This is a genomic window from Pseudomonas sp. LS_2 (assembly GCF_042709235.1).
Taxonomy (GTDB): Bacteria; Pseudomonadota; Gammaproteobacteria; order Pseudomonadales; family Pseudomonadaceae; genus Aquipseudomonas.
Map to the genome: position 1 here is coordinate 71,251 of NZ_JAVAYC010000007.1, position 25,070 is coordinate 96,320.

Annotated in this window: 22 protein-coding genes; 15 read left to right on the plus strand and 7 right to left on the minus strand. The window is 65.1% G+C overall.

The features are described from left to right. Nucleotides 1-58 precede the first annotated feature (58 nt). From dsbG to dsbD, 3 genes are read right to left on the minus strand one after another with little or no spacing between them, the layout of a single operon-like run. Nucleotides 59-817, minus strand: coding sequence for a thiol:disulfide interchange protein DsbG (dsbG, locus tag RAC97_RS08660; protein ID WP_375100925.1), 759 nt, complete (start codon nt 815-817; stop codon nt 59-61). A gap of 1 nt (nt 818) precedes the next feature. Next, nucleotides 819-1,655 carry a prolipoprotein diacylglyceryl transferase family protein gene (locus RAC97_RS08665; protein WP_375100926.1) on the minus strand — a complete coding sequence of 279 codons (837 nt, stop codon included), beginning with the start codon at nt 1,653-1,655 and terminating at the stop codon, nt 819-821. Then, entirely contained in the window at nt 1,655-3,382 is a 1,728-nt protein-coding gene (gene dsbD / locus RAC97_RS08670; RefSeq protein WP_375100927.1) for a protein-disulfide reductase DsbD, read from the minus strand. The genes RAC97_RS08665 and dsbD overlap by 1 nt, the downstream gene beginning before the upstream one ends. 190 nt (nt 3,383-3,572) lie before the next feature. Here dsbD and RAC97_RS08675 point away from each other — a divergent pair, with 190 nt between their 5' ends. From RAC97_RS08675 to RAC97_RS08690, 4 genes are all read left to right on the plus strand, one after another. Beyond that, nucleotides 3,573-4,256: a response regulator gene (locus tag RAC97_RS08675; protein ID WP_375100928.1), complete on the plus strand. Its 684-nt coding sequence runs from the start codon at nt 3,573-3,575 to the stop codon at nt 4,254-4,256. Then, nucleotides 4,253-5,569: an ATP-binding protein gene (locus RAC97_RS08680; RefSeq protein ID WP_375100929.1), complete on the plus strand. Its 1,317-nt coding sequence runs from the start codon at nt 4,253-4,255 to the stop codon at nt 5,567-5,569. Before RAC97_RS08675 ends, RAC97_RS08680 begins: the two co-directional genes overlap by 4 nt. A gap of 272 nt (nt 5,570-5,841) precedes the next feature. Beyond that, on the plus strand, nt 5,842-7,242 hold the full coding sequence (locus RAC97_RS08685; RefSeq protein ID WP_375100930.1) for an aspartate aminotransferase family protein: 1,401 nt from the start codon (nt 5,842-5,844) through the stop codon (nt 7,240-7,242). Between the two features lie 121 nt (nt 7,243-7,363). Further along, on the plus strand, nt 7,364-8,986 hold the full coding sequence (locus RAC97_RS08690; RefSeq protein WP_375100931.1) for a twin-arginine translocation signal domain-containing protein: 1,623 nt from the start codon (nt 7,364-7,366) through the stop codon (nt 8,984-8,986). Nucleotides 8,987-9,086: 100 nt separating this feature from the next. On the opposite strand, the gene RAC97_RS08695 is transcribed toward RAC97_RS08690, so the two are convergent. The 3 genes from RAC97_RS08695 to RAC97_RS08705 are packed head-to-tail and all read right to left on the minus strand — an operon-like array spanning nt 9,087 to nt 13,640. Then, entirely contained in the window at nt 9,087-10,493 is a 1,407-nt protein-coding gene (locus tag RAC97_RS08695) for an efflux transporter outer membrane subunit (protein WP_375100932.1), read from the minus strand. Nucleotides 10,494-10,496: 3 nt separating this feature from the next. Beyond that, complete coding sequence (locus RAC97_RS08700) at nt 10,497-12,461, minus strand: MacB family efflux pump subunit (RefSeq protein ID WP_375100933.1); 1,965 nt, start codon at nt 12,459-12,461, stop codon at nt 10,497-10,499. Then, a complete protein-coding gene (locus RAC97_RS08705) occupies nt 12,462-13,640 on the minus strand; it encodes an efflux RND transporter periplasmic adaptor subunit (protein WP_375100934.1) in 1,179 nt (392 codons plus the stop codon). Nucleotides 13,641-13,923: 283 nt separating this feature from the next. On the opposite strand from RAC97_RS08705, the gene RAC97_RS08710 reads away from it, so the two are divergent. Together RAC97_RS08710 and RAC97_RS08715 are read left to right on the plus strand one after the other, a co-directional pair. Next, nucleotides 13,924-14,409 (plus strand): histidine kinase, encoded by a 486-nt coding sequence (locus RAC97_RS08710; RefSeq protein WP_375100935.1) that lies wholly within the window; start codon nt 13,924-13,926, stop codon nt 14,407-14,409. 66 nt (nt 14,410-14,475) lie between these two features. After that, nucleotides 14,476-15,786: an MFS transporter gene (locus RAC97_RS08715; RefSeq protein ID WP_375100936.1), complete on the plus strand. Its 1,311-nt coding sequence runs from the start codon at nt 14,476-14,478 to the stop codon at nt 15,784-15,786. Nucleotides 15,787-15,870: 84 nt separating this feature from the next. Here RAC97_RS08715 and RAC97_RS08720 read toward each other — a convergent pair whose 3' ends face one another. Beyond that, nucleotides 15,871-17,535 carry an electron transfer flavoprotein-ubiquinone oxidoreductase gene (locus RAC97_RS08720; protein ID WP_375100937.1) on the minus strand — a complete coding sequence of 555 codons (1,665 nt, stop codon included), beginning with the start codon at nt 17,533-17,535 and terminating at the stop codon, nt 15,871-15,873. A gap of 529 nt (nt 17,536-18,064) precedes the next feature. Between RAC97_RS08720 and RAC97_RS08725 the strand changes: the two genes are divergently transcribed. From RAC97_RS08725 to RAC97_RS08765, 9 genes are all read left to right on the plus strand, one after another. Further along, nucleotides 18,065-18,814 (plus strand): electron transfer flavoprotein subunit beta/FixA family protein, encoded by a 750-nt coding sequence (locus RAC97_RS08725; RefSeq protein ID WP_375100938.1) that lies wholly within the window; start codon nt 18,065-18,067, stop codon nt 18,812-18,814. Next, on the plus strand, nt 18,815-19,744 hold the full coding sequence (locus RAC97_RS08730; RefSeq protein WP_375100939.1) for an electron transfer flavoprotein subunit alpha/FixB family protein: 930 nt from the start codon (nt 18,815-18,817) through the stop codon (nt 19,742-19,744). A gap of 91 nt (nt 19,745-19,835) precedes the next feature. Next, on the plus strand, nt 19,836-20,657 hold the full coding sequence (locus RAC97_RS08735; RefSeq protein ID WP_375100940.1) for a substrate-binding periplasmic protein: 822 nt from the start codon (nt 19,836-19,838) through the stop codon (nt 20,655-20,657). Nucleotides 20,658-20,666: 9 nt separating this feature from the next. Beyond that, nucleotides 20,667-21,020 (plus strand): DUF4398 domain-containing protein, encoded by a 354-nt coding sequence (locus RAC97_RS08740; RefSeq protein ID WP_375100941.1) that lies wholly within the window; start codon nt 20,667-20,669, stop codon nt 21,018-21,020. Then, nucleotides 21,017-21,826, plus strand: coding sequence for an OmpA family protein (locus tag RAC97_RS08745; RefSeq protein WP_375100942.1), 810 nt, complete (start codon nt 21,017-21,019; stop codon nt 21,824-21,826). The genes RAC97_RS08740 and RAC97_RS08745 overlap by 4 nt, the downstream gene beginning before the upstream one ends. A gap of 216 nt (nt 21,827-22,042) precedes the next feature. Beyond that, nucleotides 22,043-23,485, plus strand: coding sequence for a PLP-dependent aminotransferase family protein (locus RAC97_RS08750; protein WP_375100943.1), 1,443 nt, complete (start codon nt 22,043-22,045; stop codon nt 23,483-23,485). A gap of 96 nt (nt 23,486-23,581) precedes the next feature. Next, entirely contained in the window at nt 23,582-24,049 is a 468-nt protein-coding gene (locus RAC97_RS08755; protein ID WP_375100973.1) for a hypothetical protein, read from the plus strand. A gap of 104 nt (nt 24,050-24,153) precedes the next feature. Continuing rightward, on the plus strand, nt 24,154-24,408 hold the full coding sequence (locus RAC97_RS08760) for a YkgJ family cysteine cluster protein (RefSeq protein WP_375100944.1): 255 nt from the start codon (nt 24,154-24,156) through the stop codon (nt 24,406-24,408). A 32-nt stretch (nt 24,409-24,440) separates the two neighbouring features. Continuing rightward, on the plus strand, nt 24,441-25,046 hold the full coding sequence (locus tag RAC97_RS08765; RefSeq protein WP_375100945.1) for an START domain-containing protein: 606 nt from the start codon (nt 24,441-24,443) through the stop codon (nt 25,044-25,046). Nucleotides 25,047-25,070 lie beyond the last annotated feature (24 nt).

Consider the following 25,070-nt stretch of genomic DNA (forward strand, 5'->3'; position numbering starts at 1 on the left):
ACTCTTCGCGGGCAAAACCCGCGAAGAGGTCAGTACAGGCAGCTAAGAGCCAGTGCTGTCACCGCTTCCCGAGAATCTTCCCAAGCATCTCTGGCCGCGGCGCACCTTGCTGGCTCTGCAATTGCCCTTGCTCATCCAGATAGAAGATCGCAGGCGTGGCACCCAGGCCCATTTGCTCCATCAATGCCTGGTTGTCGTCGAGCTTCTTCTGCACCGCCGCCGGAATGCTCTCCAGCGCTTTCAGCGTACTGGCCTTGCCGGCTTTCTCATGCTGCTCCAGGGCCTTGACCGGGTCTTTCGCTGCCAGCAGCGCGGCGGACTTGCCGGGGCTGTCCTCGCGAATGATGCCGACCATGATGTGGCGCAGCTGCACCTTGCCCGACTCGACCCAGGGCCGCGCCTGCTGCCAGAACATGTTGCAGTACGGGCAGTTCGGGTCGCTGAACACATAGAGGGTGCGCGGCGCGTCGGCCTTGCCGTCGGCGATCCAGGCGGTTTTCTCGAGCTTCGCCCAGATTTCCTTGCTCATCGGCGCGTACACCAGCTTTTCCAGCGGCTCGGCGCTGAGGTCCTGGCCTTGTTCGTCGAACAGGCTGCCGACCAACACGTGCTTGCCGTCGGGCGTCAGGTACAGGGCGATACCGTTGTTCTGGTATTCGGCGGCGTAGCCGCGCAGGCCATTGGGGGCATCGAAGCTGCCCTTGATCTTTGCGCCCTTGGCCTCCAGTTGCTGGATCGCCTTGGGTAGCGCTTCGGCCTGTACCAGCGGCGCGGCCAGCAAGGCCAGGGTCAGGGGCAGCAGGGCATTCAATCGCATGTCAATTTCCTTGTGTCGCAGCGGCGGGCGCAGCGGCCCGTTCGAAAGGTTCCAGGGCGTTGTGCAGGCTAGCCCGCGACAACTCGCCCAGGTGACTGCCGATCAAGCGGCCGTCGGCGTCGTAGAACAGAGTGGTGGGCAGGGCCATGGAGCCTACCTGGCTTGCCAAGCGCCCGCTGCCGTCGAACAGCACGTGGTTCAGGCTCAGGCCGGTGGTGGCGAGAAAGGTGCTGACCATCTCCGGGCTTTCGCCCTGGTTGACGAACAGAAACGTCACATGGGGGTAGGCATGCTGGGCCTTTTGCAGCACCGGCATCTCGCGCCGGCAAGGCGGGCACCAGGTCGCCCAGATATTGATGACCAGCGGCTTGCCCCGGTAGCTGTGCAAGGCCACGGCTTCACCGCGGGCATTGTTCAGGCTTATTTCCGGCAAGGCCGTGCCCTTGCTGTACAGGTGGCTGCCCAGGCTTGCAAGGCCCCAGAACAGCGCACCGCTGAACAATGCCCAACCCAGCGGGCGACGCAGGCCGGGGCGGCGCCAGCCCTGCCACAGGGCTGCGGCGGCGATACCGGCCAGGCCGCTCCAGGGGTGGAAGCCGCCGTCGCGAATGTCGATCACTTGCAGCAGGTCGTCGCTGTACATCGACCAGTATTCGATGACGAAGCCTGCGCGGGCGCACAGCAGGCCAATCAGGAACAGGTTGAACAGTGCCGACTCGGGGCTTTCGCCGCCGCGCCGGGCAACGCGCCAGCCGACCAGGCTGGCGATGCCCAGCGCGGCCAGCAGCAGCAGGTGGTTCAGGGCCATGGTCAGTGGCCCCAAGGTAACGGTCAACATCAGCCTTGGCTCCTGGTCTGGGCCCAATGTTGCAGGAAGCCGGCGGCATCGATTTCACCGGTAATGCGGCGGGCGCGGCGCTCCTCGCCTTCCGGGCCGACCCAGATCAGGCTGGGCGGGCCGGGCACCTGGTAGCGTTGCAGCAGTTCTCGGCTGGCCGGGGTGTCGGCGGTGACATCCAGGCGCAGCAGGTGCACACCAGCCAGGCTGGCCTGCACGTCGTCGCGGGCGAACACCTGCTTTTCCATGACCTTGCAGGCGACGCACCAGTCGGCATAGTAGTCGACCAATACCCACTGGCCGCGCGCCTTGGCGGCGTCCAGTTCACGTTGCAGGTCGGTCGGGTTGTCGACGGTGATCACATTGTCGTGGGCGCTCGCCTGCGCAGGGGTCGCGCTGCCACCGGTGAACGGTTGCAGCGGCTGCCACAGGTCGTTGCCACCGGCAGCGGCACCGACCAGCAGCAGGCCACCCCACAGTGCGCCGAGCAAAGGCAGGGCACGCAGTGCGGGCAAGCGTTGCAAGGCTGGCCACGCGGCCCAGGCCAAGGCGATCAGCCAGCCGCCGGCCAGGGCCAGCAGCAGGGGTTCGGGCAGCAGGGTGCGCAGGGTATACAGGGCCATGGCCAGGAACACGAAGCCGAACACACCCTTGACCAGGTTCATCCAGGCGCCGGGGCGAGGCAGGTAGCGGTTGCCCAGGGTCACCAGCAACAACAGCGGCAGGCCCATGCCCAGGCCCAGGTTGAACAGCACCAGCCCGCCTTGCAGCGCATCACCGCTCTGCGCGATGTAAAGCAGCGCGCCTGCCAGAGGGGCCGTCATGCACGGCCCCAGCAGCAGGCCGGACAACACGCCAAGCAACGCAGCACCATACAGGTTGCCGCCACGGGCGCCTTGCCCGGCGCGGTCGAGGCGGTCGCGCAGGGCCGCGGGCAGTTGCAGTTCGAAGGCGCCGAACATCGGCAAGGCCAGGATCACGAACAGCGCGGCCAGGCTGCCGAGCAACCAGGGTTGCTGCAACCAGGCCTGCAGGCTGGCGCCCAGCAACGCGGCAATCACACCCAGGGCGGCATACACCAGGGCCATGCTCAGTACATAGACACCCGCCAGCAACCAGCCGCGCCGGGCGCTGGCGCCGTTGCCCAGGACCAGCCCGGCGAGGATCGGCAGCATCGGCAGCGAACAGGGTGTGAACGCCAGTAGCAGGCCCAGGCCGAAGAACACCAGCAGGTTCCAGGCCAGGCTGGCCTGTTGCAGGCCGCTGGCAAGGGCCTGGTCGGCAGCCTGTTCGATGGCCTGGCCGGTGGCCGCAGGCTTGGCTTGTCCGCCCAGGTCGATCACCGTGGTCTGTGGCGGGTAGCACAACCCTGCGTCGGCGCAGCCCTGCCAACCCAGGCGCAATTGCCCCTGGGCGTCGGCCGGCAGCACCAGCTCGAGTTCGGTGCGATAGACGGCGCTGTCACCAAAGAACTCATCGTGATGGTTCAGCGCCGCAGGCAACTGCGGGTGAAGCGCCGCGGGGATACCGTCGAACTTCAGGCGCTTCTGGTAGAGGTAGTAGCCGTCCTTGATCTGGAAATACAAGCGCATCTGCCCGGATGGCAGACGGTCCTGCGTCAGTACGAAGGCCTGGTCCACCGGCAGGAAATCCGATTTGGGGGTGAACGGGTTGGCCTGTAGTGGGCCGGCGAGCAGGAATGTCAGTAGAAGCAAGAAGATACGCATGTCTACGCCTTGGTAGTGCAATGATTGCGCCATATTGGGGCAGGTCGATTAACCGGAAATTAACCCTGTCTTACGCATCGTATCCTACGCCGCGCGGCGGCATTACCCTTGGGGTCGATAGAATGCTTCATAATCCTCGCTTAATCAGCCCATGCTGCAATGGCCCAATTGCCCACTGGAGACCCCATCCATGCACGTACTGCTCTGCGAGGACGACGATCTGATCGCCAGCGGCATCTGCGCTGGCCTCACTGCGCAGGGCCTGACCGTGGATCGGGTCGCCACTGCCGGAGCGGCGCATGCGCTGCTCAAGGTCGCGCAGTTCGACGTCATGATTCTCGACCGCGGCCTGCCCGACGAAGACGGCCTGAAACTGTTGCAACGCCTGCGCCAGCAGGGCGATGCGTTGCCGGTGCTGGTGCTGACCGCTCGCGATGCGGTCACTGATCGAGTCGATGGCCTGCAAGCCGGCGCCGACGACTACCTGCTCAAGCCGTTCGACCTGCGCGAGCTGTCGGCGCGCCTGCATACCCTGTTGCGCCGGGCGGCCGGGCGTGCGGTGAACTTCATCGAGCATGGCCCGTTGCACTACGACCCAAGCAGTTGCGAAGCCACCTTGGCCGGCCGCCCGGTGGACCTCTCGCGGCGTGAACAGGCGCTGCTCCAGGCGCTGTTGCAGAACCCTGGGCGGGTGCTGTCCAGCGAACAGCTCAAGGACTGCGTGTACGGCTTCAGCGACGAGGTCGAGAGCAACGCCTTGAACGTGCACATCCACCACCTGCGCCGCAAGCTTGGCAACAGTATCGTCGAGACCGTGCGCGGGCTGGGCTATCGCCTGGGGCCGGCCCAGGCGCCGGAGGAGGTCGCGTCATGAGCCTGCGCGTGCGCCTGTCGCTGATCCTGGGCAGTGCCTTCATCCTCATCTGGGCGCTGGCTGCGGCCTGGATGCTGCGCGACCTGCGCCAGCAGATGATGTTCTCCCTCGATCAGCGCCTGGTGGCCTCGGCGCGAATGGTCGCCGGGTTGGTCGACCAGTTGCCGCAGCCGCTCACCGTCAAGGGCCGCGAGGCGCATTTCTCGGCCGACCAGTTCAGTGTGCCGGACGGCATGGCCTGCCAGGTCAGCTCGTTGCGTGGCGAGATCCTGGCCAGCAACCACAAGCACGACGGCAGCATGGACGATGAGCGCAGCGGTTTCCGCGACCAGACCATCGACGGCGCTTCGTGGCGCACCTTTACCTACAGCCATGGCGACGTACGCATCACCACCGCCGACCGCCACCAGGAGCGCGAGGCGCTGAACCAGTCGATACTGCTGGCAGCCTCGGCGCCGGTGCTGGTGGCCTTGCTCGGGAGCCTGGGCCTGGTGTGGATCGGCCTGGGCAAGGGCCTGGAACCGCTCAACCGCATGCGCGATGCCTTGCGCAGGCGGCGCGCCGACAGTGTCGAACCTTTGCAGGTGGCGGGCATGCCCAGCGAGCTGCAGCCGTTACTGGAAACCCAGAACCAGCTGTTCCTGCGCATCGCCCAGACCATCGAGCGCGAGCGCCGCCTGACCGACGATGCCGCCCATGAGCTGCGCAGCCCGCTGACGGCGATCAAGACCCACCTCCAGGTGGCGCGCATGACCGACGGCGCAGTGCGTGAACAGGCCCTCGAACATGCCGAGCAGGGCGCTGACCGCATGCACCGCACCTTGGAGCAGTTGCTGATGCTGGCCAGGGTCGAGGGCAGCCTGTCGTTCGACGATGGCGTGCAGTGCAGTGCCGAGCAGGTGGCCCAGCAGGCGGTGCAGGATGCCGGTGGTGGCGATAATCGCCGCATCGTGCTGCGCCTGCCGCCGGAGGCTACCCAAGTCTACCTCGGCATGCCGGCACCGCTGGCGGTGGCGGCCTTGCGCAACCTGCTGGACAACGCTCTGCGCCACGGTGGCAACGAAGCGGTCGAGCTGGAGGTAAAAATGGCCGACGGCCATGTCGGTTTCCTGGTGCGCGACCACGGGCCGGGGATCGCCGAAGAAGACCTCGAGCACCTTACCGAACGTTTCTGGCGCAACCAGCAGAGCGGCGGTTGCGGGCTGGGGCTGGCGATCGTGCAGGCGATCGTCCAGCGCTGCGCCGGCAGCCTGCGCTTCGACAGCCGCAGCGACGGACTGCGGGTGTGGTTGCAGGTGCCGGCGCGTTCCTGAACCTCTGCCGCCAGTACCGACTTATTCGCGGGTGAGCCCGTTCCTACAAGTACCGCGCCGCTTTCAAGGTCGGCGCCGGCCTTGCAGGAGCGGGCTTGCCGCGAATAGGCCGGTACTGCCACCGCAAACTCCAGCCACGCTTGCATCACAAATACCCCGCCCTGCGCTAAATCCTCGCCTCACTCAAGCGTTTTCCAAGCGATGACTTCCCCGACACACCTCCGGATACAGGGACGTGGCGGGCATTCCTTTCTGCTTGCGAGGATCAACCAATGTCTAACGTTTCCAGCCTTGCCCAGGCCCGTCCAGCGGGCGAGCCCCAGCCCCTGTACCACTTCGAGGATTCAGCCCTGCTGCTGCGCCAGCAACAGCAGGAGTCCAATGCCCGCAGCTATCCGCGGCGCATCCCCCTGGCCCTCAAGCGTGCCCGTGGCCTCTACGTCGAGGACGTCGAAGGCCGCCAGTTCATCGACTGCCTGGCCGGCGCCGGTACCTTGGCCCTGGGCCACAACCACCCGGTGGTGATCGAGGCGATCCAGCGTGTGCTGGCTGACGAGCTGCCGCTGCACACCCTCGACCTGACCACCCCGGTCAAGGACCAGTTCGTCCAGGACCTGTTTGGTGTGCTGCCCGAGGCACTGCGTCGCGAAGCGAAGATCCAGTTCTGCGGCCCGACCGGCACCGATGCGGTGGAAGCTGCGCTGAAGCTTGCCCGCACTGCCACCGGTCGCAGCACCGTCCTGGCGTTCCAGGGCGCCTATCACGGCATGACCCAGGGCGCGCTAAGCCTGATGGGCAGCCTGGGACCGAAAAAGCCAATGGGCGCGCTGCTCAACAGTGGCGTGCAGTTCATGCCTTATCCATACGACTACCGCTGCCCGTTCGGACTGGGCGGCGAGGCCGGTGTGCGGGCCAACCTGCATTATCTGGAAAACCTGCTGCTGGACCCTGAAGGCGGTGTGCAACTGCCGGCGGCGGTCATCCTCGAGGTGGTCCAGGGCGAGGGCGGCGTGATTCCGGCTGACATCGAGTGGCTGCGCGGGGTGCGCCGCATCACTGAGCAGGCCGGCGTGGCAATGATCGTCGACGAGATCCAGAGTGGTTTCGCCCGTACCGGGCGGATGTTCGCCTTCGAGCACGCCGGCATCGTGCCGGATGCCGTGACCCTGTCGAAGGCTATCGGCGGGAGCCTGCCGCTGGCCGTGGTGGTCTATCGCGAATGGCTGGACAAATGGACCCCAGGCGCCCATGCCGGGACCTTCCGCGGCAATCAGATGGCTATGGCGGCGGGTTCGGCGGTGATCAACTACCTGGTGGAGCACCGCATCAGCGAGCATGCCGAAGCCATGGGGCAACGCCTGCGTGGCCACCTGCAACATTTGCAGCGGGACTTCCCGCAGCTGGGCGATATCCGTGGACGTGGCCTGATGCTGGGGGTGGAGCTAATCGACCCGAGCGGCAAGCGCGATGCCCTGGGCCACCCACTGGCGTCCCGGGAGCTTGCGCCGAAGGTGCAGCGCGAATGCCTCAAGCGCGGTCTGATCCTCGAGCTGGGCGGCCGCCATGGCGCCGTGGTGCGTTTCCTGCCGCCGCTGATCATCAGCGCCGAGCAGGTGGACGAAGTGGCCGATCGCTTCGCTCGGGCAGTCCAGGCCGCCGTGGCCTCGGCCTGAGGCCTGCGGATTGCCGGGGTCGCGACGCAGTCGGCGGCCCCGGACCCGGTAAATTTCCCCTGCTGGCTTACGTTCTAGCTGGGATAGAAGCCGCAGCTCGGCTGGAACGGATAGAGGCGCAATGAGCATTTCCCGACGAGGATTCATCGCAGGCCTGGCAGTGGCGGGGGCTGCGGGCACCGCTGCCTATTACACCCACAAGGAACTGACCCATGACCCGGAGGACGATGTCGTCACCCCAGGGGAGGCCAGTGTGGAGTTGGCCGATTATGCCGGGCAGGTTCTGGCCGACAACCTGCGAGGCGTCTGGGATATCCGTTTCGAGGGCAAGGATGCCGGGCTTGAAGGCTTGCCGCTGGAAGGCGTCGAGGTGTTCTTCGATATCGCCACCAAGGGCCGTGGCCTGCGCGGTTTCGTCGATACCGGCGAGCGCTTGCGCGAAGCAGGGCCAGTGGCTTATCGGGTGCTGGGGGACCTGGTCGGGGCGTCTTCGAGCGAGGTGCGCTGGCGCCTGCTGAGCAACTGCGGCGGCCCTGGCTACGAATGCGTGGCCAGTCTCGATGAGGTGTGGGGCAGTTTCGCCAATGCTGGCAGCGGTACTTTGAGCGGCCGCCTGGCGCGCCTGGACCGGCCCTTGACGCTGACCTTGCCCGACAGCCGTTTCGTTGCGGTCAAGCGCCTGTTTCCCGAGGCCCGCGACCGGCTGCCCTATACCGAGCAGATGCACGCCTGGGTACTGAGCCCCGAGCATCGCTTGTTCCACCAGCTCTGGCACGCGACCCGCGACCAGTGGCACAAGATTCCCGAGGACAAGCGCAATGCCTTGCGTGGCCTGGGCTGGCAGCCTGGCCCGCGTGACCGCGAGCGTGATGCCCGAGGCCCACGCAAGCACCGCAACGGTTCGGGTATCGATTTCCTGTTCATGCACCGGCACATGCTCGGTATCGCACGCAGCTTCCAGCCGCTGCCTTCCTGGCAGCACTTTCCGCTGCCACAACCGAACGTGGAGTTCGACCGGGTCGGCTTTGCCCGCTACTACGACAATCACGATGGCTGCTGTGTGCCGCCCAGTTGGCAAGCGCCGGGTGACGAGGCCTATGGCCAGTGGGTGTCGGCGATCAAGGCGGGCGAGACGTTCAGCGGCAATTTCCAGGTCTGGGAGTCGCAGTACCAGGACCCGGCGTACCTGTCGAAGCTGAGCCTGGGCGCGTTGGGTTCGGAACTGGAGATGAACCTGCACGACTGGCTGCACATGTGCTGGGCTTCGGTGCCGCGCGACCCGTCCAACGGTATCCCGCTGCCGTTCGCCCGCAACCCTGCGGATTTCGCCGCCCGCTGGTTCGGCCCGCAGAACGATTTCCTCGGCGACCCGTTTTCCTCCCATGTGCACCCGGTGTTCTGGGGGTTCCATGGCTGGATCGACGACCGCATCGAGGACTGGTATCGCGCCCATGAACGTCACCACCCAGGCCAGGTGCAGCGCCTGGAGGTCAGCGGCGTGAAGTGGTTCGCGCCGGGGCCTTGGGTTGAGGTCGACGACCCGTGGTTGGGGCCGGACACCCACGGGTGCAGCAGCGTGCCAGGCACGCTGCCGGGCAAGACGGTGGAGATGGACGTGGAGGTGATGAAGCTGGCGTTGCGCATTACCTTTGGCGATGAGGACGGTATCCAGCCCTTGCTCGACCGGGTGCCGCGCAGACCGTGGTATGCGCGGCACCTGTCGTTGAAGAACATCGTTTCCTAATCAAGGCTCTGGTTTCTTCGCGGGACCGCGCCGTTCCCGAGTCTAGCGCTAGACCTTCGAAGGCGCGCCTGCCGCAAAGAGGCTGCCACCGGCGCCGCGTCTAGTGCTGCGAAGCCACCTGCCACCCACCCCCCAGCGCCTTGTACAGCGCCACGCTGCCCTGCAACCGGGCAAGGCGCAACTGCGCCTGCTGGTCCAGCGCCTGGTACAGCGTACGCTGGGTTTCCAGCACGATCAGTAATGTCTCGGCACCGGCCGCATAGCGCTGCTCGGCGAGCGCGAAGGCGATGCGCGCCTGGCGCACTTCCTCGTCCTGCCACTGGCGCTGGCGATCCACGCCAGCGATGGCGTTGAGCGCCTTCTCCACATCGGCGAAGCCCGCCACGATGCTGGTGCGGTAGTTTTCCAGCAATTCGTCCTGCACGGCCTTGGCCAGTTCATGCCCGGCACGGCGCCGGCCATTGTCGAAGATCGGCGCGGTGAGCCCCGCAGCGAGGGTGTAGAACGGGCTGTCGAACAGGTTGGCGAAGGTGCGCGCACCACTGCCCAGGTCGGCGCCCAGCACCACCCTTGGCAACATCGCTGACCTGGCCACCTGCACGTCGGCGCTGGCGGCAGCCAGGCGGGCCTCGGCGCTGGCGATGTCCGGGCGGCGGCTGAGCAGCTCGCTGGGTATCCCGCTGCCGATCTGCGGCCAGCGCAGGCCATCGATCGACTCATCAGCGGTGGCCAGCGACTGGACAGGGTCGCCCAGCAAGGTGGCGAGGGTGACACGGTTGTCTTGCCATCGCTGCTCCAGCAAGGGCAACTGGCGCTCCTGTGCTGCTACCAGGCTGCGTTGCTGGGCCAGCTCAAGGCGAGTGGCGGCGCCTGATTGGGTGCGGGCCTCTACCAGACCGAGGACGTCCCGGGCATTTTCCAGGTTCAGGCGGGCGATGCGCAGCTGCTCTATCAGGGCCAGGTTGCGCAGGTAGCTGTCGGCCACCGCGCTGGTGAGGGTCAGCTCCACCGTCTGGCGATCGAAGCGGCTGGCATCGAGGCTGAACAGGGCACTGTCGCGGGCGGCACGCAGGCCGCCCCAGAAGTCCAGTTCGTAGCTCGCGCTCAGGCGGGTGCCGAACGACGTACTGGTGCGTTCGCTGCTGCTGGCGTCGAGCAGGTTGTTGCCATCGCCCCGCAGCAGGCGCTGGCGGCTGCCATCCAGGCCCAGCTGGAGTTCGGGCAGCAACGGGGCGCCGGCGATCACCGCATTGGCCTGGGCCTGGCGCACGCGTGCGGTGGCGGCCGCCAGGTCGTGGCTGTTGTCGCGGGCGCGTTGCACCAGGCGGTCCAGTTCGCGGCTGGCGAAGCCGCGCCACCAGTCATGGTCTGGCAAGGGCAAGGCTTGATCGGCCGGGCCTTGCCACGTTGGCGGCGGGTCGAGGTCGGCGGCCGGTGGCGGGCTGGCGGAGCAGGCGGCGAGGGCGATGCTCAGGGTCAACAGGCTGATGGGTCTTGGCAATGTCATGGGCTACACGCTGGTAAGGGCTTTGACCGGGTCGAGGCGGGCAGCCTTGCGCGCCGGCATGAAGCCGAACACCACGCCGGTGACCACCGCACAGGCGAAGGCGCCGACGATCGCCGGCACGGCAAAGGCTACGGCGATGCCCGCCAGCAGCAGGCTGGCGCCAATGCCCAGCGCGAGAACGATGCCGGTGACACCGCCGACCATCGACAGCATCACCGCCTCGGTGAGGAACTGGCGCAGGATGTCGCGCTGGCGCGCGCCGGTGGCCATGCGGATACCGATTTCGCGGGTACGTTCGCGCACGGTCATGAGCATGATGTTCATCACCCCGATCCCGCCGACCAGCAGCGAAATCGCGGCAATTGCGCCAAGCATCAGCGACAGGCTGTTCTGGGTGCGCGCCTCGGCCTGGATCAGCGCGGCGTCGTTGGTCAGGTCGAAGTCCTTCTTGCCCTGGTGGCGCTTGCGCATGATGTGTTCGATGGCCGCCTCGGTCTCGGCTACGCGGCTGGAGTCGCTGGCGGCGATGATCACGTATTCGGGGTCGTGCTTGCCGAACAGGCGCGTGGAGGCCGCCGAATAGGGCACGACGATGCGCTCGTCGGCGTTCTGGTCGCCGGAGCTTGCGCCTTTGGCGGCGAGGATGCCGATCACCTGGAAGGGTACGTTCTCGATCAGCAGGTACTGGCCGAGCGGGTTGCCGCCCGGCGGGAGCAGCTTTTCCCGCACCTTGGGGCCGATCACCGCCACGGCGGCGCCGGCACGTTCGTCGGCTTCGGTGAAATTGCTGCCTTCGACCACCGGCCAATTGAGAATCTGGGGGAAGTCGGTGTTGTTACCCCCCACGTAGAACTGCTGGTTGTTGTTGCCATGGCGCACCATCAGCTCGCCGCCGATCACCGGCATGATGCGCTGCACCTGCGGCAGGGCGGCGAGGGCGGCGACGTCGTCGAGGCTGACGATGCCGCCGGGTTCGCGCGCCGTGGCATGCTTGCCGCTGAGGTAGAGGATGTTGGAGCCGAAGGCGGCCATCTGCGCCATCACCTGGCGCTTGCTGCCTTCGCCCACGGCCAGCATCACGACCACCGAAGCCACGCCGATGACGATGCCCAGCAGGGTCAGGGCGGTGCGGAAGCGGTTGATCCACATCACCCGCCAGGCCGCCTGCAGCGCTTCGACCAGCTCGCCTTTCCAGGCCCCGCGCAGGCTGGCGCCGCGGTCCAGGCGCTGGCGTACCTCGTCGGCCTGAAGGCCGGGGGCGGGCTCGGCGGTCGCTGGCTCGGCGGCCGAGTCGCTGATGACCAGACCGTCGCGCACCTCGATGATGCGCCGGGCGCGGGCTGCCACCTCGCGGTCGTGGGTAATGAGGATGATCACATGGCCTTGGCTTGCCAGCTCGTCGAGCAGCGTCATCACCTCGGCCCCGCTGTGGCTGTCGAGGGCGCCGGTGGGCTCGTCGGCGAGGATGATATGCCCGCCGTTCATCAGCGCACGGGCGATCGATACCCGTTGCTGCTGCCCGCCCGACAACTGGTGCGGGCGGTTGCCAGTGCGGCTGGCCAGGCCCAGGCGCTCGAGCAGGGCGCGGGCGCGGGCATGGCGTTCGTCGGCGGGGATGCCCGCGTAGATAGCTGGCATTTCCACGTTTTCCAGGGCTGAGCCCGAGGGGATCAGGTGGTAGCCCTGGAACACGAACCCGAAGGCTTCGCGGCGCAGCCAGGCCAGTTCGTCATTGTCCAGTTCGGCCACATCGCGACCCGCAAAGCGGTAGCTGCCGGAGGAGGGCCGGTCGAGGCAGCCGAGGATATTCATCAGGGTCGACTTGCCCGAGCCCGAGGCGCCGACGATGGCGACGAATTCGCCGGGACGGATGCTCAGGCTGATGCCGCGCAGCACCTGGACCTCGGGGGCGTCGACGCCGCCATACACCTTGTGGATGTCGTCGAGCTCGATCAGTGGTGCGTTCATTCAGCCTCCACTGGCGCCCGGTGCGCCAATCACCAGGTGCTCGCCTTCGCTGAGGCCGTCGAGCACCTGGACCCGCAGGCGGTCGCTCAGACCCGTGCGCACCTTGCGTTGCTCGATGGTGCCGTCGCGGGTCAGCACCTGGGCCAGGCGCAGGTTGCCGTCAGGGCCCTCGTCCAGGGCCGCCAGGGGGGCGGTGAGGACCTGGCTGGCGCTGCCAGCGACGAAGAACACCTGGGTGGTCATCTCGGCCATCAGCGCGCCGTCGGGGTTTTCCACATCCAGCAGCACGGTGTACTGCACCACCTTGCTATCGCTACTGCCGCTGCCGGCACTGGTCGGGCTGCCGCCGCCCTGGCTGGTCTGGTCCAGCGGCTTGGGCGGGATCGGCAGGATCTGCCGCACGGTACTGTTCCAGCGGCGCTTGCCGCCGGCCAGGGTGGTGAAGTAGGCGCTCATGCCCGGCTTGACCTGGCCAATGTCGGCCTCGGAAACCTGGGCCCAGACGGTCATCGGCGAAAGCTTGGCGATACGCAGGATCAACGGCGTCTGTTGCTGGGCGTTGAGGGTCTGGCCTTCGCGCGCGTCAACCGCCACCACGGTGCCGCTCATCGGCGCGTAGATGCGCGTGTAGCCAAGCTCTGCCTCGTCGCTGCGCAGGTTGGCCTGGGCCTGGTGGATCTGCGCCTGGTACATGTCGATACGCGCCTGGGTCACCTTCACCTGGGCCTGGGCTTCCTGCACTTCCTCTTCGCGGGTGGCGCCGGCCTTGCTCAGGTCCTGCTGGCGACGGTATTGCTGCTGGGCCAGTTGGTATTGGGCGCGCTGCTCGGCGAGCTGGGACTTGAGGTTCTCTATGGAATAGCGCCCGGCATCGAGCCTGGCCTGCTGGGTGGAAGGGTCGATTTCGACCAGCAACTGGCCCTGGCGCACAGGGTCGCCGACCTCCACGTGCAGCTTGCGGATCTGCCCGGAAGCCTGGGCGCCCACGTCGACGTAGCGCCGTGGCTGCAAGGTGCCGAGCGCGGTGACGCTGCTTTCGATGTCGGCGCGTGTCACCTGCACCGTGCTGACCGGCGGGGCGCCGAACGGCTGGGCTTTCCAGGCCAGCAGGCAAGCCAGGGAAAGCAGGCCCAGGCCACCGATAAGCAGGCGGCGAGGGGTGTTGGATGTGCGTCTCATGCGGACTTCCAGCCAGGTGTGAGGGGCGCGCGCTACCCAATCGAGGCACGCACGGGGGCCACAGGTAGACGAACCCAGGCGGGGGGGATTTAGCGTTGCAGTCGCTCAGGGTGAAAAGCGGGTGAAACAGAGGTGAAAATTCCCCATGCTGGCCACTTGATTTCCAGCTGTTTCACGACAACTATCAACAAAGACCCCCGCCAGGCGTAGCCCCGGCATCGCCTACATGGGCGCCGTATGGTCAAGGAGCATTTTCCCGACACCTTCCTGCCAGGCCCTGACCATGCCGAACAAGACCCTGCGGATCCTTATCGCCGACGAGCACCCCTACCAGCGGCTACAGCTGGAGAAGATGCTCAATGGCCTGGGCTACTACCGCATCGCCCCGGTGGAGACTTTCGACGAACTGCAACGCCTGGTGCAGTGCGCCTTGCAGCCTTTCCACCTGCTGGTGGGCAATATCGAGCTGGGTAGCCATGCCGGTGTCGACCTGGTGCGGTTCTGCCGGGTCAGTGCGCAGATCCAGCACGCCTTGCTGTATCACTCCCATCATCTGAAGGTGCCCAGCGTGCCGCAGACCGAGCGCCAGGCCGTGAGCATCAGCCTGCCGAATGCGCCGGACAGCGAGGCGCTGGAGTCCTTCATGGCGATCATCGACTCGCCACAACGGCTTGGGCAACTGGCGCTGCCCGCAGGCCAAGGGTCGGTAGCAGGCTACCCCCGCCGGCGCTTGAACTTCGCGCACACGGTGTTCGGCCGCTCCAACTGATGCTTGCCCGACACCTGCGGCAGGCATTTGGTATCCTCTGCGCCTTGCTTATTCGCGGAACCTGCCATGACTGCCAACACTACCGCCCGCGCGTCTCGCTTCAGCCGTAGCGACCACCGCACCCTGGGCCTGGCGGCGCTGGGCGGCGCGCTGGAAATCTACGATTTCATCATCTTCGTGTTCTTCGCCCTGACCCTGAGCCAGCTGTTCTTCCCGCCAGAAATGCCGGAGTGGCTGCGCCTGCTGCAAAGCTTCGGCATCTTTGTCACCGGCTACCTGGCGCGCCCGCTGGGCGGCATTCTGATGGCGCACTTCGCCGATCACCTGGGGCGCAAGCGGGTGTTCAGCCTGAGCATCCTGATGATGGCCTTGCCGTGCCTGCTGATCGGGGTGATGCCGACCTATGCCGATATCGGCTACGCCGCGCCGTTACTGTTGCTGGCCCTGCGCATCCTGCAGGGCGCGGCGGTGGGCGGCGAGGTGCCCAGTGCCTGGACCTTCGTCGCCGAGCACGCACCCCCTGGCCGGCGCGGTTATGCCTTGGGCTTTTTGCAGGCCGGGCTGACCTTCGGCTACTTGCTCGGGGCCCTGACGGCGAGCCTGCTGGCGCAGTTGTTCACTGCGCAGGAAATCCTCGACTATGCCTGGCGCTACCCGTTCCTGCTGGGCGGCGTGTTCGGGGTGGTGGGTGTGTGGCTGCGCCGCTGGCTGAGCGAGACGCCGGTGTTTCTGGCGCTGCGTGAGCGCCAGGCACGGCCGGTGGCGTTTCCGCTGCGCCAGGTGCTGAGCCGCCATCGCCAGGCGTTGATTCCCGCAGCACTGCTGACCTGCGTGCTGACCTCGGCAGTGGTGGTGCTGGTGGTGATCACCCCGACCGTCATGCAGCAGCGCTTTGGCATTGATGCGGCGCACACGTTCGCCTTGAGCAGCGTGGGTATCGTGTTCCTGAATATCGGCTGCGTGCTGGCGGGGCTGCTGGTCGACCGCATCGGCGCCTGGCGTGCCTTGATGATCTACAGCCTGGTGCTGCCGCTGGGCATCGGTGCGCTCTATGCCAGCCTGGTCGGGCAGTGGGGCTGGACCTGGCTGGCCTATGCCCTGGCCGGGCTGTCATGCGGCGTGGTGGGGGTGGTGCCGTCGGTGATGGTGGGGTTGTTCCCGGCCGAGATTCGTGTATCCGGAATTTCCTTCACTTACAACATCGCTTACGCGCTGTGGGCCAGTACCACGCCGTTGGCGCTGATCGCGCTGATGCCCTGGAGCCCATGGGTGTGCGTGGGGTTCTGCGCGATCATGGGGGGAGTGGGGTGGCTGACCGCACTGGTGTATGCCGAAGCGGTATCGCTGCGGGTGGAGGAGCGGGCTGTCGGCTGTTGAGCGGCCCGCGCGATGCTGGACAGTGCGCCATGAAAAAGCCCCCAGGCCTTGCGGCCGTGGGGGCTTTTTCATGCAGTAGCGAGGTTACATGTTCGGGTAGTTCGGCCCGCCCGCGCCTTCAGGGGTGACCCAGGTGATGTTCTGGGACGGGTCCTTGATGTCGCAGGTCTTGCAGTGCACGCAGTTCTGCGCGTTGATCTGGAAGCGCTTGTTGCCGTTTTCCTGGGTGACCACCTCGTACACGCCCGCCGGGCAGTAGCGCTGGGCCGGCTCGTCGTAGAGCGGCAGGTTGGTGGCGATCGGTACGTTCGGGTCGGTCAGCTTCAGGTGGCAGGGCTGTTCCTCTTCATGGTTGGTGCTGGAGAGGAATACCGAGCTGAGCTTGTCGAAGCTGAGCTTGCCGTCCGGTTTCGGGTAGTCGATCTTCTTTGCGTCTGCCGCGAGCTTGAGGCAGGCGTAGTCCGGCTTGGTGTCATGCAGGGTGAACGGCAGCTTGCCGGCGAACCAGTTCTGGTCGATGTAGTTGAACGCACCGCCCAGCAGCGGGCCGAACTTGTGCAGGGCCGGGCCGAAGTTGCGGCTGGCGAACAGCTCTTCATGCAGCCAGCTGGCCTTGAACGCGCTGACGTAGCCATTGAGCAGGTCGCCGCCCTCGCTGCCGGCGATCAGCGCATCGGCCACGGCTTCGGCAGCGAGCATGCCGGACTTCATCGCCGTGTGGCTGCCCTTGATCTTGGAGAAGTTCAGGGTGCCGAGGTCGCAGCCGATCAGCGCGCCGCCGTTGAAGACCATCTTCGGCAGCGAGTTCAGGCCGCCCTTGCTGATGGCGCGGGCGCCGTAGCTGATGCGCTTGCCGCCTTCCAGGTACTTGGCCATCACCGGGTGATGCTTGAGGCGCTGGAACTCGTCGAACGGCGACAGGTAAGGGTTGGCATAGGACAAATCGACGATCAGACCGACGACCACCTGGTTGTTTTCCAGGTGGTAGAGGAAGGAGCCGCCGGTGTTCTCGGCGCTGACCACGTCCAGCGGCCAGCCTGCGGTGTGCACCACCAGGCCTTGCTCATGCTTGGCCGGGTCGATTTCCCAGATTTCCTTCAGGCCGATGCCGTAGTGCTGCACGTCGGATTCGTTGTCGAGGTCGAAGCGCTTGATCAGCTGCTTGCCGATATGGCCGCGGCAGCCTTCGGCGAACAGGGTGTATTTGGCACGCAGCTCCATGCCGGGGGTGTACAGGCCGTCTTTCGGGTTGCCTTCGCGGTCGACGCCCAGGTCGCCGGTGACGATGCCGCGCACCACGCCATTTTCATCGAACAGCGCTTCCTGGGCGGCAAAGCCTGGGTAGATCTCCACGCCCAGGTTCTCGGCCTGCTGGGCCAGCCAGCGGCACAGGTTACCCAGGGAAATGATGTAGTTGCCCTGGTTGTGCATGGTCTTGGGCACGAACAGGTCCGGTACCTTGGTGGCGCTGCCGGCATCCTTGAGCACGTAGATGTCGTCGCGCTTGACCTCGGTGTTCAGCGGCGCGCCAAGTTCTTTCCAGTCGGGGAATAACTCGTTCAGGGCGCGTGGCTCGAACACCGCGCCGGAGAGGATATGGGCGCCGACCTCGGAGCCTTTCTCGACCACGCAGACGCTGATCTCGCTACCGGCTTCGGCGGCCTTCTGCTTCAGGCGGCAGGCGGCGGACAGGCCCGCCGGGCCTGCGCCGACGATGACCACGTCGAATTCCATGTATTCGCGTTCCACAGGTTCTCTCCTACTCAAGGCTCACGCTTTTGCTGATCTTATGGGTGCTGTCGCACGTACGCGGCTGTAGCTGTGCCGGGGACGGACTACACCGTTTTATCTTGGCCGCGCATTATATCTACACTAGGTGGCGGGTCCAATACAAACGTTTGTTTGAATTTGCCGCAGCCCAGTAAACTCGCAGGAGGGGAGCCAAAGGCTGGCCGATTTGCCGTATTGACCGGATTGGGTGTTACGGTCAAGATACGAGCGGTTTTACGTTCGCCGTAGGCAGACCGTCGGGCGCAGGTGCACCCCTAAAGACCTGGCGTAGAGCAGGAGTTTCAAGCCATCGGGCCTTTTGTAGTGGAGTCTACACGCCACCACAGGAAATGACCCGCAGCTTTTGCCCGCGCAGTCGTGACAAGACTGATCGGTCACTGAAAATTTTCCTCGCCTCGCATCGTTTTTAGAGGTGTCCTTGTACCCACGCGCATTCGCCGGGCCTGCCCAGGCGACATTCTTTTCACCGGAGAGTAACGAGGAATCCATGAAGGTTCTTGTAGCTGTCAAACGAGTGGTCGACTACAACGTCAAGGTTCGCGTCAAGGCGGACAACTCCGGCGTCGACCTTGCAAACGTCAAGATGTCCATGAACCCCTTCTGCGAAATCGCCGTGGAAGAGGCCGTGCGCCTGAAAGAGAAAGGCGTCGCCACTGAAATCGTCGCCGTTGCCGTCGGCCCGACCGCCGCGCAGGAGCAACTGCGTACTGCGCTGGCACTGGGTGCCGACCGCGCCATCCTGGTCGAGACCAGCGATGAACTGAATTCCCTGGCCGTGGCCAAGGCCCTGAAGGCCATCGTCGACAAGGAACAGCCGCAGCTGGTGATCCTCGGCAAGCAGGCCATCGACAGCGACAACAACCAGACCGGCCAGATGCTGGCCGCGCTGACCGGCTACGCCCAGGGCACCTTCGCCTCCAAGGTGGAAGTTGCTGGCGACAAGCTGAACGTCACCCGCGAGATCGATGGCGGCCTGCAGACCGTCGCGCTGAACCTGCCGGCGATCGTCACCACCGACCTGCGCCTGAACGAGCCACGCTACGCGTCGCTGCCCAACATCATGAAGGCCAAGAAAAAGCCGCTGGAGACCGTCACCCCAGACGCGCTGGGCGTTTCCACCGCCTCCACCACCAAGACCCTGAAAGTCGAGGCGCCGGCTGCCCGCAGCGCCGGTATCAAGGTCAAGTCGGTGGCCGAACTGGTCGAGAAGCTGAAGAACGAAGCGAAGGTAATCTAAATGACTATCCTGGTTGTCGCTGAACACGAGAACGGTGCCGTTGCCCCGGCTACCCTGAACACTGTCGCTGCCGCTGCCAAGGTCGGTGGCGATATCCACGTGCTGGTCGCAGGCCAGGGCGTCGGGGGTGTTGCCGAAGCTGCCGCGAAAATCGCTGGCGTCGCCAAGGTGCTGGTGGCCGATAACGCCGCCTACGCCCACGCTCTGCCGGAAAACGTAGCCCCGCTGATCGTCGAGCTGGCCAAGGGCTACAGCCACGTGCTGGCCCCGGCTACCACCAATGGCAAGAACATTCTGCCGCGCGTTGCTGCGCTGCTGGATGTCGACCAGATTTCCGAGATCATCGCCGTTGAATCGGCCGATACCTTCAAGCGCCCGATCTACGCCGGCAACGCCATTGCCACCGTGCAGTCGAGCGCTTCGATCAAGGTCATCACCGTGCGTACTACCGGTTTCGACGCCGTGGCCGCAGAAGGTGGTTCGGCTGCCGTCGAAGCGGTCGCTGCTGCCCACGACGCTGGCAAGTCGGCGTTCGTTGGCGAAGAGCTGGCCAAGTCCGACCGTCCCGAGCTGACCGCTGCCAAGATCGTCGTTTCCGGTGGCCGCGGCATGGGCAACGGTGACAACTTCAAGCACCTTTACACCCTGGCCGACAAGCTCGGTGCTGCCGTGGGCGCTTCGCGCGCCGCGGTCGACGCAGGCTTCGTGCCGAACGACATGCAGGTCGGCCAGACCGGCAAGATCGTCGCGCCACAGCTGTATATCGCTGTCGGTATCTCCGGCGCGATCCAGCACCTGGCAGGCATGAAGGACTCCAAGGTGATCGTCGCGATCAACAAGGATGAAGAGGCGCCGATCTTCCAGGTGGCCGACTACGGCCTGGTCGCCGACCTGTTCGAAGCGGTTCCAGAGCTGGAAAAGCTGGTCTGAGCCGACTGCTTCACTTATAAAGAAGCCCGGCCCCTGTGAGGGGGTCGGGCTTTTTTATGCGTCGACCGTTGTATGGACCGAGGAGTGAACCATGGAATTTCGCGCAAGGCTCAGGGCTGTGGCCTGGTCGATGGCCCTGCTGTCGCCAGTCGCGATGGCTGCTGGCAAATGCGAAAAGCTGGTGGCCACCGGCAGCCCGGATGCGCCGCCGTATTCCTGGCAAGACCCGCAAGACCCCAGGCACCTGATCGGCGCCAATGTCGACCTGCTGCGCCAGGTGGCCCAGGAGCTGGGCCTGAAACTCGAGGTGCTGCACGTCGGGCGCCGCGACCAGGCCTTGGAAGAGGTGCGCAGCGGGCGCATGGACCTGCTGCTGGACGCGCCTTTGCAGACTACCCAGTTGACCGCGCTGGACTACATCCACCCGCCATTGCAGCTCAACGAATACCTGGTCTGGACCCGTCACGACTCGCTGCTGGACTTCGACGGCCCGGCAGACCTGGCCCGCTACCAGGGCAGCGTCTCGGAAAAGGCGCGGCTGACCTCGGCCTTCGAAGTGTTCGCCAAGTCCCAGTTGAAACTGGTGCCGGCACAGAACCTGACCCAGGCCTTCCAGAAACTGGTGCTGGGCCAGGTCGACTACGTGCTGGCCGGGCGTTACTCGGGAATGGCCATGGCACAAACCCTGGGCGTAGGCAAAGACCTTGTCACTCGGGGCTTGCCGGTCGATCGTCCGGGCCTGTACCTGGCGCTTTCGCACAACTCGGCCTGTAACGATGCCTGGTTGCGTGGGCAATTGGCGAAAAAACTGACAGAATTGCCGACCTCCGGAGCGTCCGAGGCCGTGTTGCAACGCAATGTCGAGCGCTGGAAAGCGCAGATGCAGGCGCCTGCGGACGCCCCCAAACAGTAGGAAGAGTGCGTGAGAACCCAACCCCTGATCCTTGCCCTGGCCATGCTTGGCCTGGCGGGCTGCGCCAATGACCCGGCGCCCCATGAGCAGATGCGACTGTCCGAGCAAGCCCTGGCGCAAGCCAAGGCGGTCGGTGCCACCGACCAGGTGCCCGAGATGAAGCTGGCCGAAGACAAGTTCGCCCGCGCCAAGGCCAACCTGGCCACCGAGGACTACCGTGATGCGCGCATGCGCGCCGAGCAGGCCGAGCTGGACGCACGCCTGGCCGAAGCGCGGGTGCTGACCGAGAAGAGCGAGGAGCAGCTTGACCTGTTGCAGTCGCGGGTCAAGCGCTTGCGCAAGCAGCTGGAGGCCCAGCCATGACGCCCAGTAGATCGATGGTGGCCCTGGCATTGCTGGCGCTGGTCGGCTTGCAGGGGTGTGTCAGCCAGCGCAGCGAGTCGGCGTTGGATGAGGCTAATGCCGCGTTCCAGAAGGTAAAGGACAACTCCGAGGTGCTGCGCAGCGCGCCACGCGATGTCATTCGTGCCGGTGAGTCCCTGGGGCGTGCCGAGCGGCTGGCGGGTTACCTGGGCAGTGGTGCCGACGTGCGGCACTACGCCTATCTCAGCCAGCGCTACAGCGAAATCGCTGGCGAGCACGCCAGACTGGCGGCGAACCAGGCACGCCTGACTAAGCTGGAGATGGAGCGCCAGCGTCTGCAATTGGCGCTGCGCGAGGCCAAGCTTGCCAGCGTGCAGCAACAGGGCAAATGGGTCGAGTCGCAGATTGCGGCCCTGGCCTCCGAGCAGACCGACCGGGGCCTGGTGATGACCTTGGGCGATGTGCTGTTCGACACCGGCCAGGCCGACCTCAAGAACTCGGCGAGCCGTACCGTGCTCAAGTTGGTGCAGTTCCTCCAGCTCAACCCGCGCCGCGTGGTGCGCATCGAAGGCTACACCGACAGCACCGGCAACCCGGAAGACAACCTGCGCTTGTCTCGGGACCGCGCCCAGTCGGTGGCCGACATGCTGGTCGACCTGGGTATCAACGAGAAGCGTATCCAGGTCGTAGGCTATGGCGATCAGTACCCGATAGAAGCCAATGCCTCCGAGCGGGGTAGGGCGCAGAACCGTCGCGTGGAAATCGTCTTCTCCGACGAGAAAGGCAAGCTCGCAGCGCCACGCTAGGCACTGCCTGCGACTCGCAAGGCCGCTCCCTCGGGCATCTGCGGATGCCTGGCGGGGCGGCCTTGTGCCGTCTGTAATGTGGCGTTGTTCACAGAGACGCTGACACGCCACTGTGATGTCGACTATTCTCGGATCTGTCCCAGTACACTTCGCAACTGTTACGGTATTCTGTTCCCACCGACAAGAACAACGAGCCTTCGCGTTTCGAGAATCGCCATGACCAACCTGCTGTTGTACCAGCGCATTGCCCAGCAACTGGCCGATGACATCCGTCAGGGTGTCTACCAGCCAGGCGAGCGCGTGCCCTCCGTGCGCAAGATGAGCGCCCAGCTCAATGTCAGCCATGCCACGGTGTTGCAGGCCTACGCCAACCTCGAGGACCAAGGCCTGATTCGAGCGCGCCCGCAATCGGGCTACTACGTGCACCAGACGCCCGCGCTGACTGCGCAAACCCCGGATATCGCCCGCGTCGAGCGCCCTGGCCTGGTCACCCGGGCCAGCATCATCCAGCAGGTGTTGACCGAAGCCCGTCGTGACGGCGTATTCCCGTTCGGTGCTGCGGTGCCGCATGTGGACTACCTGCCGGTGCGAGCCCTGCACCAGCAAATCTCCAAGGTCACTCGCTTCCACAGCCCGCGGGCCTTCAGCTATATGTTCAGCCCTGGGTTCGAGCCGCTGCGCAGGCAGATCGCCATTCGCATGCGCGACGCCGGGGTGCTGGTCGATACGCGGGAAGTGGTGGTGACCCATGGTTGCGTCGACGCACTGCAGATGGCCTTGCGCGTGCTGACCCGGCCGGGCGACCTGATAGCCGCCGAGTCACCGGCCTACTACGGCTTGCTGCAGTTGGCCGACCTGCTGGGTTTGAAGGTCATCGAGATTCCCAGCGACCCGTCCACCGGTATTAGCCTGGAGGCCTTGCAGCTGGCGGCCAACCAGTGGTCGATCAAGGCCCTGGTGCTGACACCGCGGCTGAGCAATCCGCTGGGCGGCACGATGCCGGAGGAGCGCCAGAAGCAGCTGCTGCGCCTGGCGTCGGATTTCGATATCCAGGTGGTCGAGGACGACGTCTACGGCGAGTTGATGTTCGAACAGGGGCGGACCAAGGCGCTCAAGGCCTTCGACCGGCTGGACCGGGTGATCTACTGTTCGAGCTTCTCCAAGACCCTCTCGCCGGGTGTGCGGGTCGGTTGGCTGATCGCCGGGCGCTACCAGGAGGAAATCCAGCGCTTGCAGACCTTTACCACCCATTCAGCGTGCAGCGTGACGCAGATGGCCGTGGCGGCTTACCTGGAGAACGGCGGCTACGATCGCCACCTGCGCTACATTCGCCAGGAATACCGCAAGAACCTCAGTGCCTATCAGCTGGCGGTGCAGCAGCACTTCCCGGAAGGTACGCAGATGACGCGGCCCAGCGGTGGCTTCATCCTGTGGATCAGTTTGCCGGGGCGGGTCAATACCCAGGAGCTGCATGTGCGCGCGCTGGAGCAGGGTATCAGCATCGCGCCGGGGCTTATCTTCAGCAACACAGAGCAGTTCAACCACTGCATCCGCCTCAATTGCGGCATTCCATGGAGTCGAGAGGCCGAGCGGGCAGTGATGACCCTGGGGTTGCTGGCGCACCAATTGTGTCGTGACTCGGCAGGTTCGTTGTTCTAGGAATTGTTCGAGATACATTTTTCATACAATACCTAGGCTTGTCAGATGGCCGGGAAAAAGGGAGCATTTGCGTTTTATGGCCTGCTCTCGATATTTATGAACCTGCTTCGCCCATTAGCGCTGACGCTGTGCATCGCGCTGTCCTGGTTGCCGGGCGGCGGGGTGCAAGCTGCGCAGCCGCAGCCGAAAGCCGAGGCCGCCCAGCAAAAGTCGACCAAGGCGCCGGCAAAGGCGGTGGCGAAACCCGCGGCCAAGCCCAAGGCCAAGCAGAAGCCCGCCGGGAAAAAAAACACCAGCAAGGCGGTCGCCAAGCCGCTGCCCTCGCCCAAGCTCGACCTCAGCCTGCCTGCCGACATGGTCGGCGACCTCAAGCCGGATGTAGGTGATGCGCCTGTGGTGCGCAAGCCATTGTTGCCTGCCATGTTCCCGCAGAATCCGGTGCAGGATGACAGCCCCTTCCAGCTGAACGGGCGTCTTATCAGCAATGAAATGCAGTTGCAGATGCGTAACGACAGTCGTCGTGACGTCGAAGGCGCGGCAATCGATTTCGAATTTCGCAACTGACCGTTCGGTCACAGCTCCTTTCCTGTACAGGGCAATTTCAAACGCCTGTTTGAGCGGTTAGTATCCAGGGGTTCGTCACCTTTCCTTCATGAGGTCCTGTTGTCATGAATTGCCGCGAGGGCTGCGGTGCCTGCTGCATTGCCCCATCCATCAGTTCGCCGATTCCCGGCATGCCCCAGGGCAAGCCGGCCGGTGAGCGTTGCCTGCACCTGAGCGTGGAAAACCTCTGTGCGCTGTTCGGCAAGCCCGAGCGGCCAAGCGTATGCGGTGGGTTCAAGGCAGATCCGGAGGTATGTGGCCATGACCGGGATGAAGCCATCCGTATCATCGGTTGGCTGGAGCGCATGACGGCGGCGTGACGGGCTGGGTCTTCGATAAAAGGAACAAGACGATGAGATCGATCAAGCGAATTGCACTGCTGTGTGGCCTGGGTGTCGTGCTGGCACCGGCGGCCTGGGCCGAGAATTGGCAGGTGGCCAAGGACGAGGAGGGCATCAAGGTGTCCTTGAGCGAGGTGCCGGGCTCCAAGTACAAGGCTTACCGCGGCGTAACGGTGATAAAAGCGCCGCTGGCCAAGGTCAAGGCGTTGCAGGAGGACGTGGTGGGCGCGTGCAAGTGGGTGCATGAATGCAAGTCGCAGAAGCTGCTCAAGCACGAAGGCGACCAGAGCTGGACCTACACCCAGTTCAATACGCCATGGCCGGTGACTCCACGGGATTCGGTGCTGCACGTGACTACCCGTGAAGAGGCCGATGGCAGCCTGGTGCGCACGCTTGAGGAGGCTCCGGAATACCTGCCGCAGACCGAGGGTTATGTGCGTGTGAGCCAGGTGCAGGGTTTCTGGAAGCTGGTGCCCAAGGGCGATAGCACCGAAGTGACTTACCAGGTGCATACCGAGCCGGGAGGCAGCGTGCCTTCGTGGCTGGCGAACAAATTCGTGGTGGATGCGCCGTTCAATACGCTCAAAGGCCTGCGTACGTTGGCTGAGAAACCCTGAAGCTGACTGCTGCAAAACGAAAAA